Origin of the sequence: Aliihoeflea sp., from assembly GCF_052435475.1 — a bacterium.
Taxonomy (GTDB): domain Bacteria; phylum Pseudomonadota; class Alphaproteobacteria; order Rhizobiales; family Rhizobiaceae; genus Aliihoeflea.
On sequence record NZ_JBQVMV010000017.1, the window covers coordinates 1 to 18,139 of the forward strand.

The window sequence follows — 18,139 nt, forward strand, 5'->3', positions numbered from 1 at the left end:
GTAGAGCCCGTTGGGGCTGGCGAAGGGCAGGCCGTTGTCGCTGCGGATCGCGGCTGGCAAGCCACGGTGCCTGAACAGGCTCACAAAGGCCTCGATGACGGGCAGCTCCTTCGTGCTCTCGAGGGCTTCGCACAGAAGGATCATGCGCGAGGCCTGGTCGGTCACCGTCAAGGGGTGACAATAGCGGCCGTCGCCGGTCTTGAACTCGCCCTTGAAATCGGCGCACCACAGATCGTTGGAGGCCATGGCCTGCGACAGCGGCGTGCCCGTCGCCTTGTTCGCCGCCCGCCTCTTGCGGGCGCGGCTCACGAGGCCGTGCCGGTCGAGCACGGCATGGACCGTCGACTTGGCGGGAATGCGCACGTCGCCGGCCAGCTTCCTGACCAGCAGCTCCCGTATCTTGCGGGCGCCCCAGTGCGGCTTGCCCTTCTTCGTCTCCACGATCAGCCGCTCGATCTGGTCGGGCAACTGGTTGGCGTAGCGCACCGGACGCCGCGAGCGGTCGGTCAGGGCATCAAGCCCTTCCTGCCGGTAACGGTCCCAGATCTTGTAGCCGGTCTTGCGCGAGATGCCGAACTCACGGCACACCTCGCTCATGCCCTCGCCGTCCAGAAGACGGCCGACGAAACGAACCCGCTCGTCCATAACCGAACACTCCTTCCACGGCATCAACACCTCCCGCAAAGCGAAAAGTGTTACCCATGTGTCCGGTACAAAACGTCACCTATGTCTCAGGTCGTTCAACACACCTCCACATCCACACGCCGCCCCAAAAGGGCGGCTTTTTGCGTTGGGGCTCTGCGCTATTGCATCCAATTGCAGGCACTCGGGGTAGGCTTCGGGGCGTGGGCGGTATATTGCACGTGTGCATCTTCCTTCTTTGGGGGAGGGCGAAGCGATTGCTGTGACTGCGAAGCGGGAGAGACGGACGAGATGGATTTGGGAATCAGGGGCCGTACGGCCATCGTTTGCGGCGGGTCGAAGGGGCTCGGGCGCGGGTCGGCGGAGAAGCTTGCGGAGGCGGGCGTCGACATCGTGCTCAATGCGCGCTCGGCCGAGGCGCTGGAGAAGACAGCGGGCGAGATCGCGGAGCGTTTTGGCGTCAAGGTGACGACGGTTGCGGCGGACGTGACGACGCCGGAGGGCCGCGCCAAGCTGCTCGAGGCGGCGCCGGCGCCGGACATCCTCGTCAACAATGCGGGTGGTCCGCCTCCCGGCGTTTGGAGCGAGTGGGGCGAGGACGAATGGCAGAACGCCATCCGCGCCAACATGCTGACGCCGATCCACCTCATCACGGCGGTCCTGCCGGGCATGATCGAGCGCAAATGGGGGCGGATCGTCAACATCACCTCCGGCTCCGTCAAGGCGCCGATCCCGGCGCTCGGCCTTTCGGGCGCGGCCCGCAGCGGGTTGACCGGCTTCGTCGCCGGCACTTCGCGCCAGGTCGCGCGCCACGGCGTGACGATCAACAATCTTCTGCCCGGCCAGCACGAGACGGCGCGCATCGAATCGCTGATGAACAACACGGCGAAGCAGAAGGGCATCACGGTCGACCAGGCTCGCGAGGACGCCTATGCCGCCAACCCGGCCGGCCGGTTCGGCACGACCGAGGAGTTCGGCGCGGCCTGCGCGTTCCTCTGCAGTGCCTATGCGGGCTATATCGTCGGCCAGAACATCCTGCTCGACGGCGGCTCCATCAACGCGACGCTCTGACGTCGCCCGGATGCGGCCAGCGCGGCCGCATCCGTTTCCTCCAGCTTGCCGCGCCGGGGGCGACCTGATCTAGTCGGGCATCGCCCCGCGCCCGCAAGGAGGCCTCATGCTGCGTTCCAAGCCCGTCCCGATCGACGCGGTCTATGTGCCGACGGCGCGCAAGAAGACGCTTCATCCCGAGACGGCGCGCGCGCTGGCCGAGGACATTCTGGAAAACGGGTTGAAGACACCGATCCAGGTGCGCGAGGATGGCGCGCGCTACGTCCTGGTCGAGGGGCTGCACCGGCTCGAGGCGATGAAATTTCTCGGCGAGACGACGATCGACGCCTATCTCGTGCAGGCGCGGCGGCACTAGGGCCGGTCGGCCGGCACCGCGGGCGCTGTCGCCGCAATGCGCTTGACCCGCTCGCGCCACAGAGTGAAGAGGCCGGCGGCCATGACGATCGTCGCGCCGACGACGAGGTTGATGCTCAGCGCCTCGCCGAAGACCAGCAGCCCGACCGCCGAGACAAACGGGAACTGGAAATAGGTGAAGGGCTGGACGCTCGACGCGTCGGCGACTTCGTAGGCCTTGATGAGCAGCCAGTTGCCGGTGATCGCCAGCAGGCAGAGCGCGCCGATCCAGCCGGCGTTGGCGGGCGCGATCGCTTGCCAGTGCCACAGGCCGAGCGGCGTGATGAGGATCGCGCCGAAGACGCCCGTCCAGAAGAAGCTGACATTGGCGCTGTCCTCGCGCGCGACATAGCGCGTCAGGAGGCTGTAGCCTGCAAAGAGCGTCGCGCAGGCGAGCGGCACCAGCGTCCACGGCGTCAGCACCGACGCGCCGGGATTGATGATGAAGAGCACGCCGACGAAACCGACGATGATCGCCGACCAGCGCCGCCAGCCGACCTTTTCGCCCAGGAATGGCACCGAGAGCGCCGCGATGATGAGCGGATAGCAGATGAACACCGCATGGGTGGCGATGAGCCCGATGCCGACGAAGGAGAACATGATGAGGCAGATTTCGCTGATCAGCAGGACCGCCCGCAGCGCCTGGAGCTTCGGGAAGGCAGTGCGCGTCGCCGCTGCCAGGCCTCCGGCCGAGCGGGCCGCCCACATGATCGCGAGGGCTGCGAAGAACCAGAAGCGCAGCATGACCACCATGTAGACGCTGACGCTTTCGGCGACGTGGCGCGAGACGCCGTCCTGGACCGCGAAGACGGCGCAGGTGGCGATCATGTAGAACATGCCGGCGCGCGGGTCGGATGCGAGGGATTTCGGCTGGCTCAACGGGACTGTCCGGCTCGTCGCACCGCCGGCGGCGCGAAGGTTTGCGATTTCGGCGAGACCTATCAGCAATGCGGGGCTCCATAAAGCGGCGGCGCTTGGGCCAGCGGCGCGACGGCGCGCTTCCTCATCGCCGCGCCTGCCATGCGGCATCCGGCCATTGTCAAAGAACGGGAAGCGGGGCGCGCGGGCCGTGCCTTCCGATTGGTATTGTGAGTGGCGCGAACCCGCGCACCCCACCGATGGCTGTCTGGCTCTCGACCGGTCACAGCAGACAATGATCCGAAGATCGCGTCCGCCGCGGCTTTTCCCGCATGGTCATGCGACCATGCCGGCCTGTTCCCAGCCCTCACGTGCCCGACAGGTTCCGACACCCGTCAGGGGGAGGTCATCGCCGCCCTCCCGATACCCGGTGCGCACCGGTTCCCACGAGGACGATGAGGGGGAGTATGGGGGAGGTTTGGCGGAGGGGGATAAGTTTTGTTTGTCTCCTTTCACGCTGCGAGTCGGGAGGATTTGCCGCGGCGCCAAGCTGGACACCCCTCATCCGACTTCGCTTCGCTCAGCCACCTTCTTCCACAAGGGGAGAAGGGAGGGCGACGCGAGTTGCTGCTACAGGTTTTTCAGTTTGCAATTGGCTGAGAGGGCATTGCATTTGAACGCCAGAGGCCGGTCAATGACCGGCCTCCTTTGTTGCAGCACGCACGCACAGTCTCGATCAGCTTACGAGCACCCGCTCGTCGCCCCGCACGTGTCGCACTTCTCGCATGTCCCGTTCCGCACCATCGTGAAGTTCTGGCACTCGGTGCACATGTTGCCGGTGTAGCCCTGCATGATGGACTTGGCGCGGCGTTGGGCGGCGAGGGCTTTGGCTTCGGTGGCTTCTTCGGCTGCGGCGTCGGTGAAGAGGGCGGTGGCGGTGTCTTCGGGGATTTCGTCGGCGAGTTCGGCCGCGCGTTCCTCGTAGTCGCGCTTGAAGGCGGTGGCGCCTTCGGTTTTGAGGGCGAGGGCGGCGTTGCCCGAGGAGATCGAGCGGACGTTGGAGGCGTAAGACGCCGTTGCCGGGCGGGCGGCGGCAGGCGCGCCGGTGGCCGAGCCCTTGGGTTCGGACGAGCCGGAGACGACCTTCAGGGGCGAAGCGCCACGGGTCAAACCGCGCGAGAAGGGCGTGGCCTTGCCTTCGGAAATGCCCTTGCCGAGCGCGGTGTTGGAGAAGTCCGACTGGTCGACATGGGCGAGGTCGCCGCGCTCCAGATAGGAGACCGCCAGCTCGCGGAAGACGTAGTCGAGGATCGACGTCGCGTTCTTGATCGCGTCGTTGCCCTGGACCATGCCGGCCGGCTCGAACTTGGTGAAGGTGAACGCCTCCACATATTCCTCTAGCGGCACGCCGTATTGCAGGCCGATCGAGATGGCGATGGCGAAGTTGTTCATCATCGCGCGGAAGGCGGCGCCTTCCTTGTGCATGTCGATGAAGATCTCGCCGAGGCGGCCGTCGTCGAACTCGCCGGTGCGCAGATAGACCTTGTGCCCGCCGACGACCGCCTTCTGGGTGTAGCCCTTGCGGCGGTTCGGCAGCTTGTCGCGCAGCGAGCGGACTTCGCGCTCGATGATCTTCTCGACGATCCTTTCCGTGACGATGGTTGCCTGCTGCGCAGCGGGGGCGGCGATCAGTTCCTCGATCAAATCGTCGGCCTCGTCCTCGTCATCGGCGATGAGCGAGGCGTTGAGCGGCTGGGAGAGCTTGGAGCCGTCGCGGTAGAGCGCGTTGGCCTTCAGCGCCAGCTTCCACGACAGCATGTAGGCTTCCTTGCAGTCCTCCACCGTCGCGTCGTTCGGCATGTTGATGGTCTTAGAGATCGCGCCCGAAATGAAGGGCTGGGCGGCCGCCATCATGCGGATGTGGCTTTCGACCGACAGATAGCGCTTGCCGATCTTGCCGCACGGGTTGGCGCAATCGAAGACGGGCAGGTGCTGGTCTTTAAGAAATGGTGCTCCCTCGAGGGTCATCGCACCGCAGACATGGATGTTGGCGGCCTCGATGTCCTTCTTCGAGAAGCCGAGCGCGGGCAGGAGCTCGAAGGAGAAGTCGGAGAGCTGCTCGTCGGTGAAGCCGAAGGTTTCCTTCAGCCAGTCGGCGCCGAGCGTCCACTGGTTGAAGATGAACTTGATGTCGAAGGCCTGCGCCGTCGCGGCGTTGAGCGCGGCGATCTTCTCGTCGGTGAAGCCCTTGGCCTTGAGCGAGCCGGGGTTGATGCCGGGTGCCTGGTTGAGGTTGCCGTGGCCGACGGCGTAAGCCTCGATCTCGGCGATCTGGCTTTCCGAATAGCCGAGCGTGCGCAAGGCTTCCGGAACGGCGCGGTTGATGATCTTGAAATAGCCGCCGCCGGCGAGCTTCTTGAACTTGACCAGCGCGAAATCGGGCTCGATGCCGGTCGTGTCGCAATCCATGACGAGGCCGATCGTGCCGGTGGGCGCGATGACGGAGACCTGCGCGTTGCGGTAGCCGTGCTTTTCGCCGAGCGCGAGCGCGTTGTCCCAGGCGAGGCGGGCGTGGTCGATCAGGTCTGCATGCGGGCAATCGGCCGCTTCCAGCGGGACCGGGGCGACGGACAGGCCCTCATAGCCATCGACCGAACCGTGGGCGGCGCGGCGGTGGTTGCGGATGACGCGCAGCATGTTGTCGGCATTGCGCTCGTAGTCCGGGAAGGCGCCGAGCTCGCCGGCCATTTCGGCCGAGGTCGCGTAGGAAACGCCCGTCATGATCGCGGTCAGCGCGCCGCCGATGGCGCGGCCTTCCCTGGAATCGTAGGGGATGCCGGAGGTCATCAGCAGGCCGCCGATATTGGCGTAGCCAAGGCCGAGCGTGCGGTATTCATAGGAAAGCCGCGCGATCTCCTTCGACGGGAACTGCGCCATCATCACCGAGATTTCGAGGACGATGGTCCACAGGCGGACCGTGTGCTCGTAGGCGGCGATGTCGATCGTGCCGTCCTGGTTCCGGTAGGGCAGCAGGTTGATCGATGCGAGGTTGCAGGCCGTGTCGTCGAGGAACATGTATTCCGAGCACGGGTTCGAGGCGCGGATCGGGCCCGCGGCCGGCGAGGTGTGCCAGTCGTTCATCGTGGTGTTGAAATGCAGGCCCGGATCGGCGGACGCCCAGGCGGCGTGGCCGATCTTCTCCCACAGATCGCGCGCCTTCAGCGTCTTCATCACCTTGCCGTCCTTGCGGGCGGTCAGGTTCCAGTCGGCATCGTTCTCGACGGCGCGCAGGAAGTCGTCCTTCAGCGAGACGGAGTTGTTGGAGTTCTGGCCCGAGACGGTGAGGTAGGCTTCCGAATCCCAGTCGGTGTCGTAGGTCTTGAACTCGATCGACGTGTAACCCTGGCGGGCGAACTGCATGACGCGCTTGACGTAGTTCTCGGGCACGAAGTTTTTCTTCGCAGCCTTGATCTCGCGCTTCAGCGCCGGGTTCTTGGCCGGGTCGAAGCAGTCGCCATTGTCCGCCTCGCAGTTGACGCAGGCCTTCATGATGGCGGCGAGGTGCTGCTTGACGATCTTGGAGCCGGTGACGAGGGAGGCGACCTTCTGCTCCTCCTTCACCTTCCAGTCGATATATTCCTCGATGTCCGGGTGGTCGACGTCGACGACGACCATCTTCGCCGCGCGGCGGGTGGTGCCGCCCGACTTGATGGCGCCGGCGGCGCGGTCGCCGATCTTGAGGAAGGACATCAGGCCGGACGAACGGCCGCCGCCCGACAGCTTCTCGCCTTCGCCGCGCAGATAGGAGAAGTTCGACCCGGTGCCGGAGCCGTATTTGAACAGGCGCGCTTCACGGACCCACAGATCCATGATGCCGCCTTCGTTGACGAGGTCGTCGCCGACGCCCTGGATGAAGCAGGCATGCGGCTGCGGATGCTCGTAGGACGACTTCGACTTGGTCAGCTTGCCGGTGAACGGGTCGACGTAATAGTGGCCCTGGCCGGGGCCGTCGATGCCGTAGGCCCAGTGGAGACCGGTATTGAACCATTGCGGCGAGTTCGGCGCGACGCGCTGGGTGGCGAGCATGAAGGCGAGCTCGTCGCGGAATGCGGACGCGTCTTCCTCGGAGGCGAAATAGCCGCCCTTCCAGCCCCAGTAGGTCCAGGTGCCGGCGAGGCGGTCGAAGACCTGACGGGCATCGGTCTCGGAGCCGGTGCGCTCGTTCTCGGGCAGCGCGGCAAGCGCGGCTTCGTCGGCGACGGAGCGCCAGAGGAAGGACGGGACGTCGTTCTCCTCGACCTTTTTCAGCCGTGCGGGCACGCCGGCCTTGCGGAAATATTTCTGCGCGAGGATGTCGCTGGCGACCTGGGAGAACTGCGCCGGCACGTCGATGTCGGCCAGGCGGAACACGATGGAGCCGTCCGGGTTCTTGATTTCGCTGACCGCCTTGCGGAATTCGACTTCCGCATAGGCCGACTGGCCGGGCTTGGTGAAGCGACGTTCGATACGCATCGTGTGTTGTCCCATCGTCTATATGTTGTGGTTCTGCGCCGCCGCCGGGCGATTGCCGCAAGAACCCGATTTCCGCATCCGGCCGACGCCCCGCGCGCCAAAGCCCGTTCCCTCGAAAACGCTTGAAAATCCTACGCTTGGCCGATCCTCGTCGCGGGCTTCATGCTCGCTTTGCGAACCGGCGAGGCTTGCCCCGTATCCCGATTCCGAAAACCAGAACCCAACTCTATCTTGGGTCACCCTAGTGCTGCAACACTAAATATAGTGTTTACGCTCAAAATTCCGAACCAAGAACGCAGAAAAATTGCGCGCCGAAACCCATTCGGCAAGGCGCTGGCATGCGCCGTTCCGACCCGTCTCCAACCAATAACCGGAAAACCCCGACCCCGAAGAAACCCGCCTCGGTGCAACCCAAAAGAGCGCACGAGGATCATAACAACGCGACTCGGGTCGGAGCGTCAAGGGATCGTTTACGATCGTTAGCCGACCGCTAGATATTGTGGGGACCGGTGTGGATAACGGGGAGAAGAATCAGCCGCGCTTGGCTGTGCTTTCCCGGTTCAAGCCAGCGCGTTCAACGCCAGGAAGATCATCGCCGATAGCAGCGCGGCGGCGGGGACGGTGGTGACCCAGGCGGCGACGATGGTGGAGACGTGGGCGCGGCGCACGAGGCGGCGGCGCTTGGCTTCTTCGGTCGAGACCGGAGCGGCGTCGAGGTCGCGGTCGGCATCGGGGGCGCCGCTGCCATTGCTATTGCCGTCGAACGGGCTCGAGGCTTCACTCGCCTGGTCCTCGGCAAGCTGGCCGCGGGCGGCTCGGTGGAGCGCGTTCTTGCGCTCCATGTAGCGGCGGCGGCGGGGCGAATTGGCGGTGTACCATTCGCGGAAGAAGCCGACGCCGAAGACCGCGCCGACGGCGATGTGGGTCGAGCTGACCGGCAGGCCGAACCAGGAGGCGACGATGACGGTGATGGCGGCCGACAGCGACACACAGAAGGCGCGCATTGGATTGAGCTTGGTGATCTGCTCGCCGACCATGCGGATGAGCTTGGGGCCGAAGAGGACGAGGCCGAGCGAGATGCCGAATGCGCCGATGACCATGACCCAGAGCGGTATCGAGACGCTCGAGGCGATGGCGTCGGCCTCGGCGGTGTAGACGATCGCGGCGAGCGGGCCGACGGCATTGGCCACGTCATTGGCGCCGTGGGCGAAGGACAGGAGACAGGCCGAGCAGATCAACGGGATGTTGAAGAGCTTGCGCAGCGACTGGTTGCGGTTTTCCATGCCGGCCGATTGGCGGCGCACATGGCCGCGCGACCAGAGCCAGGCGCAAAAGCCGACCACGGCGCCGATCAGCAGCAGAGCCGAACCCGACAGGTCGATGATGCGGCTCAGCCCCTTCATGCCGAGATAGACCGCGAAGGCGGCAGCCATGATTGCAATCAGCACCGGCACCCAGCGACGGGCGGCGTCGATCTTGTCCTCGCGGTAGATGATCGCCTCCTTGATGAAGGCGAGGAAGAGGGCGGCAATGGCGCCGCCGAGCAGCGGCGAGATGACCCAGCTTGCGGCGATGCCGCTCATCATCGGCCAGTTGACCGCCGACAGGCCGGCGGCCGCGATGCCGGCACCCATGACACCGCCGACGACGGAGTGGGTCGTCGAGACCGGCGCGCCGATCCACGTCGCCAGGTTGATCCAGAGCGCCGAGGAGATGAGCGCTGCCATCATGGCGCGGATGAAGAAATCGGGGCTGCCGACCGAGGAAATGTCGATGATGCCGCGCGAGATGGTGTTGACGACGTCGCCGCCGCCGATCAGCGCGCCGGCGCTCTCGAAGATCGCGGCGATCGCGATTGCGCCGCCCATGGTCAGCGCCTTGGCGCCGACGGCTGGACCGACATTGTTAGCGACGTCGTTGGCGCCGATGTTGAGCGCCATGTAACCGCCCAGGACGGCGGCGACCACGATCAGCACTGCGCGGGGCTCGTCGAAAACATAGAGCGAGGCGAAAACGGCGCTGAGTGCCAGAAAAAGCAGCGACAGGCCCGGCGCGACGAGCCCGCGGGCCACGACGGACGTGGCTTCCTCGACATGGACGAGCTTGTCCAGATCCTTGTCGAGCGTGTCCTTGCGTATCGTTGAGTCGGCCATCGTCAGTCCAAGGGTTTTCGCCACCGGTCGGTTCCGGTTAGCCGGCTAGCCCATATGGAGACGAAATGCGACCGTCAGGCGGCAGATTTTCGGGGATGAGCGCCAAACTTGGCGATCAGCTCGGCAAGACCGGGCTCGTTGACGAGGCGCGCGGCGTCCTGAACCGGGAACCAGCGCCGGCGGCGCTTCTTCTTTTCGCGCCACTTGTCGGCCACGTCCTTGACCTCGAGCGGGTAGACGAGAACCTCGCAGCGCCACTCGCGGCCGCGGGCAAGATGCTTGGCATAGTAGAAGCGGCCGAGCGCGTCGCGTTCGATCTCGCCGGCGACCCCTGCTTCCTCGTCGGCCTCGCGCGCCGCGGCATGCCACAGATCTTCCTCGCCCTCGGGCCAGCCCTTGGGGATGACCCAGCGGCCGGTGCCGCGGCTGGTGATGAGCATGACCTCATAGCCGTCGTCCGAGTGCCGGAAAGGCAGGGCGGCGACCTGGGTGCGGCACGGCAAACCGCCGATCAGCCGACGAAGCCGTTCGGCAACATTCGCGCGTGTCTGGCGGGTGAGGAACATGGTCGTGTTTCGAGTCCGATTCGTTTGCCAACTCAAGGAGTATCCTCCTCAAGTCGAGCGTTTCAAAGCCTTTTCTCCGTGGAGATCGCACCAAAATGGGGCTTTGCGCGTAAAAGCGCAAGGCCCGCGCAAGTTTCGACCGGTTTCGCTTCGCTTTCGGTTTGGCTAACCGAGATGGCCTTCGGCGATCGGCTTTTGATAGGTGAACCCCAGATCCCAAGGGAAATAGATCCACGTATCCTGCGACACTTCCGTTACGAAAGTGTCGACGAGCGGCCGGCCCTTCGGCTTGGCGTAGATGGTGGCGAAGTGCGCCTTCGGCATCATCGCGCGGACGATGGCGGCGGTCTTGCCGGTGTCGGTCAGGTCGTCGATGATCAGCACGTCCTTGCCTTCATCCTCGAGCAGCGCCGGGTTGATCTCCTTCAGGACCTTCAACTCACCCTGTTCGGTGTAATCGTGGTAGGAGGCGACGCAGACCGTCTCGATCAGACGCACGCCGAGCTCACGCGAGATGACGGCGGCGGGGACGAGGCCGCCGCGGGTGATGCATACGATGGCGCGCCAGTTGCCGTTGATGCCGGACAGGCGCCAGGCGAGCGCGCGGGAATCGCGGTGGAACTGATCCCAGGAGACGGGAAAGGCTTTTTCGGGCAGGGACATTTTGCTGGCACTCCGGGCGCGGCGGCTTGAAAAGGCGGAATGCGCGCGGAATTAGACGTATTCAACAGCGCTTGGCAAGCATTTTGCCGCACTCGCGCCTTGCGGTTGTGCCAGTTCACCTGCCCGCGATAGAAGGCCACTCCAGATCGATCCGCGAAAGGCAGCGACACGCGTGCATGCACCCATCGCCGAAAAGAAGATCAAGAGCCGCAACTACGACGCGGTCGCGGGCATCTACGAGACGCTGGCCAACCTCTACTCCTTCGGGCTGATCCGCCGCGCGAAGCTGGCCGAACTCGACTATCTCAAGACCGGCGACCGGGTGCTCTATCTCGGCGCTGGCTCGGGGGAGGAGGCGGTGGCTGCGGCGCGGGCGGGAGCGCGGGTGACGGCCATCGATTTATCCGCGCGCATGATCGAAAGGCTGCGCCGGCGCATGGCGCGCAAGGGGCTGACGGCCGAGCTGATCGCCGGCGATGCGCTGGTGCTCGCGCCGGACCCGCTCTTCGATGCGGTCTGCGGCAACTACTTCTTCAACGTCTTCGGGCCGGACGACATGCCCGTCGTGCTCGCCAAGGCGGCGACCTATGTGCGGCCGGGCGGATATCTCATGATCGCCGACATGGCGCCGCCCTCGGGTCCGCTCGGGCCTCTCGCCTGGCTTTATCTCAAGTTCGGGCTCAGCTTCTTCTGGCTGCTCGGCCTCGCCTCGCAGCATCCGATCTATGATTACCGGCCGCACGTCGAGCGGCTCGGTTTCCGGCAGGTCGCGCTGAATGACCACCGCCTGCTCGGCATCGGCCCCGCGCTCTACCGCACGCTGGTCTTCGCCAAGCCGGAGGCATCGGCATGAGCCGCAAGCTGATCGACCGTTTCCTCGACCGCAAGCTCGCCGACCTGCCCGAGGCGCCGTTGAGCGAAGGCGAGCGCCTCGACCTCGTCTCGCGGCATGGCGATTTCTCGCTCGCCTATTCGACAGCGGTGCAGACCGGGCTCGGCCATTTCGGCGACGCGCGCGGCTATATCGCGCATGCGGCCAAGATGGGCTCGCTGATCGCGCTCGGCGACCCGGTTTGCGCGCCGCAGGACCGGGGGCGGCTGCTCGATGCTTTCGTCGACGCCGCGAAGACGCCCGTCTTTGCCGAAATCCGCCGCGAGACGGCGCAGCACCTTGCCGGGCGCGGCTACAAGGTCGCGATGATGGGCATCGACAGCGCGCTCGATCTTCAGACCTACGACTTTTCCGGCAAGCGCAAGGAGACGGTCCGCTATTCGGAGCGCTGGCTGGAGAAGAAGGGCTATCGCATCGCCGAGGCCGAGGAGGTCGAGGGCGCGGAGGCGATGATCCGCGACCTTTCGGAGCGGTGGCGGGCTTCGCGCATTGTCAAGAAGCGCGAGATGGCATTTCTCAACCGGCCGCTGCCGGAAGCGGGCGGGCCGATGATGCGCCGTTTCGTGCTGATCGAGCCGGACGGGCGTGTCGGCTGCCTCGTCTATTTCGACCCGATCTGCCGCGATGGCGAGGTGATCGGCTATCTGACCGCATTCAAGCGCAAGCTGCCGGACACGACCTCGCATGCGGAGATCGGGCTGACGAAGCGGGCCGCGGACGTCTTCAAGGCAGAGGGCAAAGAAGTCCTGATGCTCGGCCTTTCGCCGCTCTGCGACGTCGAGCCGAGCGGCTTTGACGAAAGCGCGGCGTTCCGCGCGATGCTGCAGCGGCTCTATCGGTCCGGCGCGGTCAATCGCAAGGTGTTCAACCTTGCCGGCCATGCCGCGTTCAAGCGGCGGTTCCACGGCCGCGAGGAGCCGCGCTATCTCGCGTGGAACGCCGGTTCGCCGTTTGCGCATTTCATTGCGCTGATGCGGCTGTCCAAGGCATTTTAGCGCGACATGAAGGTCGCAGTCGGCATCGAATCCAGCACCGACTTGGTCACGCCGCCGAAGAAGAATTCCTTCAGCTTCGACTGGCTGTAGGCGCCGGTCACCAGAAGATCGGCGCCGAGTTCGACGGCGCGGTTCTGGATCGCCTCGCCATGGGTCAGCTCCGACTTGTGCTGGCTCTGGACCGTGACCCGCACGCCATGGCGCGACAGGGCCGCCGCGATCTGGCCGCCGGCCGTCATCGATTCATGGCCGCCATAGCGGTCCGGGTCGACGGTGAACACCTCGACCTGGCGGGCGGTGGTGAGCAGGGGCAGGGCATCGAACACCGCGCGCGTGGATTCGCGCGTGCCATTCCAGCCGACCAGGATCGTCTCGAAGCGGGTGTCGACCGGCATCGCGTAGGGCACGAAGAGCACCGGGCGCCCGGTCTGGAGCAGGAGCGCGTCGACATTGGTGCCGGGCAGATGCGAGGACGGGTCGCGCTGCTGCACCACGATCAGGTCCACCGCGCGGGCGCTTTCGAGCGAGGAGATCGCGCTGTCGCCCGAAAAGCTTTCCAGCGCGCGCCATTCGGCCGAAAGGCCCGAGCGCGACATGCGCCCGTCGAACATCTGACGCATCGCCTCGGAACGTTCCTTGTTGGTCTCGCTGCTGGTGACCATGAAGTCTGCGTCGGGAAAGCCCATCGGCGTCGCGTAGGGCACCGGAAGCGGCTCGGCATGGACGCCGATGACGTGGGCGGAAAAGCGTTCGGCAAGCGGCGCGATGCAGTCGAGCACGCGGCGGGCGTCGGTTTCGTCCTGAAGGACGGCGAGTAGCGTCTTGTAGCTCATCCAAGCCTCCCATGGGTTGCATTGCAAACCGATAGGCCACCTATGATGCGCCCCGCCTCGATCGATATCAAGCTTTCGCTGAAATACCTTCGACCATCGCGCGAACTTCCGCCAGCGCCGCTTCGAGCTTTTCGGGGTCGCGCGCACGGACGACGAGTTCGGTCCAGAACGAGCCGTCCTGGTATTTCGGATATGAGCCGATGATCGTATCGGGATGGCGCTTCTGGATCTCGCCGAGCGGGCCGCCGATCGTGCCCTCGCCATGCGGGCAGTGGACGGCGCCGGAGAGAAGCTTCGTGCCGCCCTTGAGCGTCGGCACGACATTGTCGAGCATCGCCTGGAAGATCGCGGGCACGCCCGCCATGACGTGGACATTGCCGATGACGAAGCCGGGCGCGATCGAGATCGGGTTGTCGATGTGGGTCGCGCCCTGCGGCATGCGCGCCATGCGCCGGCGCGCTTCGGTGAACTCCATGCCGCGCGCGGCATAGTGCGCCTCGAGCATCGCGAAGGCGCGGTCGTCGTAGCCGCAGGGGACGGTGAAGGCGGCGGAGATGGAATCGGCCGTGATGTCGTCATGCGTCGGCCCGATGCCGCCGGTGGTGAAGACGTAGGTGTATCGCGCGCGCACCGCATTGACCGCCTCGACGATCGCGGCCTCCTCGTCGGCGACGATGCGCACTTCCTTCAGATCGATGCCGATCGCAGTCAAAACGTCGGCGAGGTGGCCGATATTGCGATCCTTGGTGCGGCCAGACAGGATCTCGTCTCCGATGACGATCATTGCGGCGGTGATGATTTCGCTCATGTCGGCCCCGATGCTTTTCCCGTATCGATTAAGCCCTGTCCCGCGCTCAGGCAATCGATGCGCTGCCGCTTTTTTCTTTGCCGTCGAGGGGGCGAGGTCCTAAATGCGGCTCGATTCAGGAGAGGCGCATGGGTTTCATTTCGGTTCTGTTCTGGCTGGTGGTGACGGCCGTCGTTATCCTCCTTCTCGTCACCGGGTTCTTCATGCACGTCACCCGGCGCATCTCGCGCCAGGCCGAAAAGCTGGTGCCGGCGGCGGGCAAGCGCATCACCGTCGACGGGCACGACGTTCATTATGTCGAGAGTGGGCAGGGGCGGCCGATCCTGATGATCCACGGGCTCGGCGGGCATTTGCACCACATGCGCCGGCCCCTGATGGAGCAGTTCGGCGAGGACTACCGGCTGATCGCGATCGACCGGCCGGGCTCGGGATACTCGACGCGGCCGCGCGGCGACGGGCGCCTGTCGCAACAGGCCGATTTCATTGCGCATTTCATCGAGGCTATGAAACTCGACCGGCCGCTGATCGTCGGGCACTCGCTGGGCGGGGCGATCGCGCTTGCCACGGCACTGCGCCATCCGGGCAAGATCAGCGGGCTCGCGCTGATCTCGCCGCTGACGCATCACTATTCCGAGGTGCCTCCGGAATTTGCGCCGCTGCACATTCCCAACCCGCTCCTGCGGCGGCTGATCGCAAACACGGTGGCGGTGCCGACGTCGGCGCGCAATGCGCCGCGCACGCTCGATTTCGTCTTCGGCCCGCAAAAGCCGCCGGCCGATTTCGCCGTCGCGGGCGGCGCGCTCGCCGGCATGCGGCCGAGCCACATCTATGCGACGTCGACCGATCTCGTCGCGCTCCGGCACGATCTGAAGGAGTTCGAGGCGCGCTACGACGAACTCGACCTGCCGATCGGCATCTTTTTCGGCGACAAGGACCGGGTGCTGAACTATCGGCGGCACGGCCTGTCGATGCGCGACAAGGTCGCCGGTCTCGATCTTGAAATTGCCGAAGGGATCGGCCACATGCCGCAATATGCCGTGACGGGTCAGGTCGTGGCGTTCATCCGTCGCATCGCCGGGCGGGCGTTCGGTCCACCAGAGGCGGACGCGGCGCGCTGAGGCGCTTCAGGGAGATTGAACCGATCATGACTGCCGACGACCGTGCGGTCGAGCAGGTCGAGGACCTGCTTGCCAATGAACACCTCGCCGAAGCCCTCGAAAGCGACCATTTCCGTCAGTTCCTCGACCACATCCCGATCGCCATCGCGGTGTCGGAGTGTGACAGGGCGGAGTGCATCGTCTATGCGAATCCCGCCTTTCACGACTGCGTCGGACTGACCGGCGCGCAGCTCGACGGAAAATCGTGGAGTGAGATCGACATCGCCCTGACGCCCTGCGCGGACGATGCGGACACGGCGAGCGCATTCATCCACGAGCCGTCGGAAGAGCCGATCGAATGCACGATCGGGGCCGGCGATGCGCGCCGCCGGGTCGGGCTTTATGCCAGCATCATCGAGAACGACGAATCGAAGGCCGTCTTCCGCGTGGTCGCGATCGTCGAACTGCCGCAAGCCGACGACGACGATCGCGACGCCCTCATCCAGCAGATCGCCGAGCGCGACGTGCTGTTGAAGGAAATCCAGCACCGGGTGAAAAACAATCTTCAGATGGTCGCAGCGCTGATCCGCATCGAGGCGAAGAATGCGGGACCGGGAGCGGGGCGCGAACCGTTCAGCCGACTGGCGGGCCGCATCGATTCCCTGCACATCCTTTACCAGGCGCTGGAGGCCGGAAAGGATAGCGAGACCGTCGATCTGGGGCTTTATCTCGGCGACATCGCGTCGGCAGTGATGCGCAGCCATGCTGTCGAGGGCGTTCGCCTCGACATGAAGCTCGACACCTATCCCGTCTCGATCAACGTGGCCATGCCTGCAGGTCTCGTGGTCAACGAGCTTTTCACCAACGCGCTGAAATATGCCTTTCCCGACGGCAAGGGTGGGACCATCCTTCTGCACAGCCTGACCGAGAACGGCAATTGCACCGTGACCATCGCCGATGACGGCATCGGCCTGCCGGAAGGCGTGGAGTGGCCGGCGAGAGGCAAGCTCGGTAGCCTGATCGTCAAATCTCTGCGCGAGAACGCAGATGCCGAAGTCGACGTGCAGTCGGTTCAGGGCGCGGGGATGAAGGTGACGATGCGGTTCAGGCGCAAGGATGCGCTCGTCGCCTGACGGCCTGGTCCGGCGCTCAGTCTGCGCCGCGCGAGCGCTGCGTCAGGCGGACCGATGCCGCGCGCATTTCGGCGGCGCGCACCTCGTCGCTCTGGCCTCCGCGCGATTTGACGCTCATGGGGGTGCCCGCGCCGCAGCCGGCCAGAAGGGCCGTCGCCAGGACGGCGGCAATGATCTTGGTCATCGTCTGCCTCGTTTCGATTGCATCTGCGTGGCGATAGCGGAGCCTGCGGGCAACGGCAAGGCCACCGCTTGACGCTTCGCCCCAAAGCGGGACAGAAGCAGAGGGCGCGGGCGTGGTGGAACCGGTAGACACACCGGACTTAAAATCCGGAGGCCATGGCCGTGCGGGTTCGAGTCCCGCCGCCCGCACCAATTCACAACTTAGACTTTAGTCTTAGGCCAAATCGGTTGCCGCCCGGGTTTCAATCGTTACAAACGTAGCGACCAAGAAAAAATCAGGGAGGATGATCTATGCTGACACTTACTCGTTCCATCGCGTTGGCCGTTTCGGTCGCGTTCGCGGGCTCGGTGGCCTATGCGCAGGACGACCGCGCCGACTGGCCGAACGATCTGACGATCGGCACTGCAAGCCAGGGCGGCACCTACTTCATCTACGGCAACGGCATGGCGAGCTTCATCTCCGAAAGCCTCGGCATCAACGCGTCCGGCGAAGTGACAGGCGGCCCGGTGCAGAACGTGACGCTCGTGCAGACCGGCGATCACCAGATCGGCCTCGTGACGATGGGGCCGGCGCTCGAAGCGTGGAATGGCGAGAGCGAACTGGCGCCTGGCGTCGAGCATAAAGACATCCGTGCCCTGTTCCCGATGTACCAGACGCCGTTCCAGGTGGTCGTTCTGGCCAATTCGGGCATCGAATCCGTGTCCGACCTCGATGGCAAGCGCGTCGGCGTCGGCCCGGCGGGCGGAACGCCCGGCACCTACTGGCCGCGCTTCATGGAGACGCTCGGCGTCAACGCTAACGTGTCCTTCGCCGGCGCCTCGGATGCTGGCGGCCAGTTGAAGGACGGACTGATCGACGCGTTCGCCTTCGCGGCCGGCGTTCCGATCTCGGCCTTCGCGCAGCTCGCAGCCGAAAACGACGTCAAGATGTTCGGCTTCAACGAGGAAGAGCTTGCGCAGATCCTCGAAGCGCATCCGGAGATGGCGGCCTTCACCATTCCCACCGGCACCTATCAGGGCCACGATTACGACCAGCCCACGGTCGGCCTGTGGAACTTCGCCATCGCTCACAAGGACATGCCCGAGAGCCTGGCCTACGAGATCACCAAGCTCGTTCTCGAGAACAATGAGCGCATGATGCAGATTCATGCCACCTCGTCCGAGACGCTGACGGAGAACTGGGACAAGAACTCGTTCATGCCCTACCACCCCGGCGCCGTGCGCTATCTGGAGGAGCAGGGCATCACCGTGCCCGACAATTTGAAGGACTGATCGCCTTCACGCCTTGCATGCCCCGGTTGCGCATCCGCGCCGCCGGGGCTTTTGCCATCTGACAGGTG

Annotated in this window: 16 protein-coding genes and 1 tRNA gene; 8 read left to right on the forward strand and 9 right to left on the reverse strand. The window is 65.1% G+C overall.

Features of this window, described 5'->3' with window-relative positions:
* Positions 1–669 (reverse strand): helix-turn-helix domain-containing protein (locus tag ACT6QU_RS16485; protein ID WP_444836985.1); only part of this gene is annotated, 669 nt, incomplete at its 3' end.
* A 264-nt stretch (positions 670–933) separates the two neighbouring features.
* Between ACT6QU_RS16485 and ACT6QU_RS16490 the strand changes: the two genes are divergently transcribed.
* Both ACT6QU_RS16490 and ACT6QU_RS16495 read left to right on the forward strand, forming a co-directional pair.
* The gene (locus ACT6QU_RS16490; RefSeq protein WP_444565022.1) at positions 934–1,713 is read left to right on the forward strand and encodes an SDR family oxidoreductase; all 780 of its coding nucleotides are present in this window, start codon (positions 934–936) and stop codon (positions 1,711–1,713) included.
* A gap of 106 nt (positions 1,714–1,819) precedes the next feature.
* The gene (locus ACT6QU_RS16495; protein WP_444565023.1) at positions 1,820–2,068 is read left to right on the forward strand and encodes a ParB N-terminal domain-containing protein; all 249 of its coding nucleotides are present in this window, start codon (positions 1,820–1,822) and stop codon (positions 2,066–2,068) included.
* Here ACT6QU_RS16495 and ACT6QU_RS16500 read toward each other — a convergent pair.
* The 5 genes from ACT6QU_RS16500 to gpt form a co-directional block, all read right to left on the reverse strand.
* Positions 2,065–3,054 (reverse strand): DMT family transporter, encoded by a 990-nt coding sequence (locus ACT6QU_RS16500; protein ID WP_444565024.1) that lies wholly within the window; start codon positions 3,052–3,054, stop codon positions 2,065–2,067. The genes ACT6QU_RS16495 and ACT6QU_RS16500 overlap by 4 nt on opposite strands.
* 651 nt (positions 3,055–3,705) lie before the next feature.
* The gene (locus tag ACT6QU_RS16505; RefSeq protein WP_444565025.1) at positions 3,706–7,476 is read right to left on the reverse strand and encodes a vitamin B12-dependent ribonucleotide reductase; all 3,771 of its coding nucleotides are present in this window, start codon (positions 7,474–7,476) and stop codon (positions 3,706–3,708) included.
* 560 nt (positions 7,477–8,036) lie between these two features.
* A complete protein-coding gene (locus ACT6QU_RS16510) occupies positions 8,037–9,629 on the reverse strand; it encodes an inorganic phosphate transporter (RefSeq protein WP_444565026.1) in 1,593 nt (530 codons plus the stop codon).
* A 74-nt stretch (positions 9,630–9,703) separates the two neighbouring features.
* Complete coding sequence (locus ACT6QU_RS16515; RefSeq protein WP_444565027.1) at positions 9,704–10,195, reverse strand: NUDIX hydrolase; 492 nt, start codon at positions 10,193–10,195, stop codon at positions 9,704–9,706.
* 165 nt (positions 10,196–10,360) lie between these two features.
* Entirely contained in the window at positions 10,361–10,858 is a 498-nt protein-coding gene (gpt, locus tag ACT6QU_RS16520) for a xanthine phosphoribosyltransferase (RefSeq protein ID WP_275840274.1), read from the reverse strand.
* A 172-nt stretch (positions 10,859–11,030) separates the two neighbouring features.
* Between gpt and ACT6QU_RS16525 the strand changes: the two genes are divergently transcribed.
* Both ACT6QU_RS16525 and ACT6QU_RS16530 read left to right on the forward strand, forming a co-directional pair.
* Entirely contained in the window at positions 11,031–11,711 is a 681-nt protein-coding gene (locus ACT6QU_RS16525; RefSeq protein WP_444565028.1) for a class I SAM-dependent methyltransferase, read from the forward strand.
* On the forward strand, positions 11,708–12,745 hold the full coding sequence (locus tag ACT6QU_RS16530; RefSeq protein ID WP_444565029.1) for a phosphatidylglycerol lysyltransferase domain-containing protein: 1,038 nt from the start codon (positions 11,708–11,710) through the stop codon (positions 12,743–12,745). Before ACT6QU_RS16525 ends, ACT6QU_RS16530 begins: the two co-directional genes overlap by 4 nt.
* On the opposite strand, the gene ACT6QU_RS16535 is transcribed toward ACT6QU_RS16530, so the two are convergent.
* Both ACT6QU_RS16535 and ACT6QU_RS16540 read right to left on the reverse strand, forming a co-directional pair.
* Positions 12,742–13,578: a universal stress protein gene (locus ACT6QU_RS16535; protein WP_024585302.1), complete on the reverse strand. Its 837-nt coding sequence runs from the start codon at positions 13,576–13,578 to the stop codon at positions 12,742–12,744. The genes ACT6QU_RS16530 and ACT6QU_RS16535 overlap by 4 nt on opposite strands.
* A 67-nt stretch (positions 13,579–13,645) precedes the next feature.
* Positions 13,646–14,386 carry a competence/damage-inducible protein A gene (locus ACT6QU_RS16540; protein WP_444565030.1) on the reverse strand — a complete coding sequence of 247 codons (741 nt, stop codon included), beginning with the start codon at positions 14,384–14,386 and terminating at the stop codon, positions 13,646–13,648.
* Positions 14,387–14,514: 128 nt separating this feature from the next.
* Between ACT6QU_RS16540 and ACT6QU_RS16545 the strand changes: the two genes are divergently transcribed.
* Positions 14,515–15,504, forward strand: a complete 990-nt coding sequence (locus tag ACT6QU_RS16545) for an alpha/beta fold hydrolase (RefSeq protein ID WP_444565031.1) — start codon at positions 14,515–14,517, stop codon at positions 15,502–15,504.
* 26 nt (positions 15,505–15,530) lie between these two features.
* Positions 15,531–16,616: a sensor histidine kinase gene (locus ACT6QU_RS16550; protein ID WP_444565032.1), complete on the forward strand. Its 1,086-nt coding sequence runs from the start codon at positions 15,531–15,533 to the stop codon at positions 16,614–16,616.
* 16 nt (positions 16,617–16,632) lie between these two features.
* On the opposite strand, the gene ACT6QU_RS16555 is transcribed toward ACT6QU_RS16550, so the two are convergent.
* Positions 16,633–16,800, reverse strand: coding sequence for a hypothetical protein (locus ACT6QU_RS16555; RefSeq protein ID WP_444565033.1), 168 nt, complete (start codon positions 16,798–16,800; stop codon positions 16,633–16,635).
* A gap of 106 nt (positions 16,801–16,906) precedes the next feature.
* Here ACT6QU_RS16555 and ACT6QU_RS16560 point away from each other — a divergent pair.
* Together ACT6QU_RS16560 and ACT6QU_RS16565 are read left to right on the forward strand one after the other, a co-directional pair.
* Positions 16,907–16,991: transfer RNA gene (locus tag ACT6QU_RS16560), tRNA-Leu, on the forward strand.
* 99 nt (positions 16,992–17,090) lie between these two features.
* Positions 17,091–18,071 carry a TAXI family TRAP transporter solute-binding subunit gene (locus ACT6QU_RS16565; RefSeq protein ID WP_024585306.1) on the forward strand — a complete coding sequence of 327 codons (981 nt, stop codon included), beginning with the start codon at positions 17,091–17,093 and terminating at the stop codon, positions 18,069–18,071.
* Positions 18,072–18,139: the final 68 nt, after the last annotated feature.

What these genes read in the sequence shown, in the direction of transcription:
- ACT6QU_RS16490 (WP_444565022.1), top strand. Translation starts at nt 934, where the DNA reads ATGGATTTGGGAATCAGGGGCCGTACGGCCATCGTTTGCGGCGGGTCG.
- ACT6QU_RS16495 (WP_444565023.1), top strand. Translation starts at nt 1,820, where the DNA reads ATGCTGCGTTCCAAGCCCGTCCCGATCGACGCGGTCTATGTGCCGACG.
- ACT6QU_RS16505 (WP_444565025.1), bottom strand. Translation starts at nt 7,476, where the DNA reads ATGCGTATCGAACGTCGCTTCACCAAGCCCGGCCAGTCGGCCTATGCG.
- ACT6QU_RS16510 (WP_444565026.1), bottom strand. Translation starts at nt 9,629, where the DNA reads ATGGCCGACTCAACGATACGCAAGGACACGCTCGACAAGGATCTGGAC.
- ACT6QU_RS16515 (WP_444565027.1), bottom strand. Translation starts at nt 10,195, where the DNA reads ATGTTCCTCACCCGCCAGACACGCGCGAATGTTGCCGAACGGCTTCGT.
- gpt (WP_275840274.1), bottom strand. Translation starts at nt 10,858, where the DNA reads ATGTCCCTGCCCGAAAAAGCCTTTCCCGTCTCCTGGGATCAGTTCCAC.
- ACT6QU_RS16530 (WP_444565029.1), top strand. Translation starts at nt 11,708, where the DNA reads ATGAGCCGCAAGCTGATCGACCGTTTCCTCGACCGCAAGCTCGCCGAC.
- ACT6QU_RS16535 (WP_024585302.1), bottom strand. Translation starts at nt 13,578, where the DNA reads ATGAGCTACAAGACGCTACTCGCCGTCCTTCAGGACGAAACCGACGCC.
- ACT6QU_RS16540 (WP_444565030.1), bottom strand. Translation starts at nt 14,386, where the DNA reads ATGAGCGAAATCATCACCGCCGCAATGATCGTCATCGGAGACGAGATC.
- ACT6QU_RS16545 (WP_444565031.1), top strand. Translation starts at nt 14,515, where the DNA reads ATGGGTTTCATTTCGGTTCTGTTCTGGCTGGTGGTGACGGCCGTCGTT.
- ACT6QU_RS16550 (WP_444565032.1), top strand. Translation starts at nt 15,531, where the DNA reads ATGACTGCCGACGACCGTGCGGTCGAGCAGGTCGAGGACCTGCTTGCC.
- ACT6QU_RS16555 (WP_444565033.1), bottom strand. Translation starts at nt 16,800, where the DNA reads ATGACCAAGATCATTGCCGCCGTCCTGGCGACGGCCCTTCTGGCCGGC.
- ACT6QU_RS16565 (WP_024585306.1), top strand. Translation starts at nt 17,091, where the DNA reads ATGCTGACACTTACTCGTTCCATCGCGTTGGCCGTTTCGGTCGCGTTC.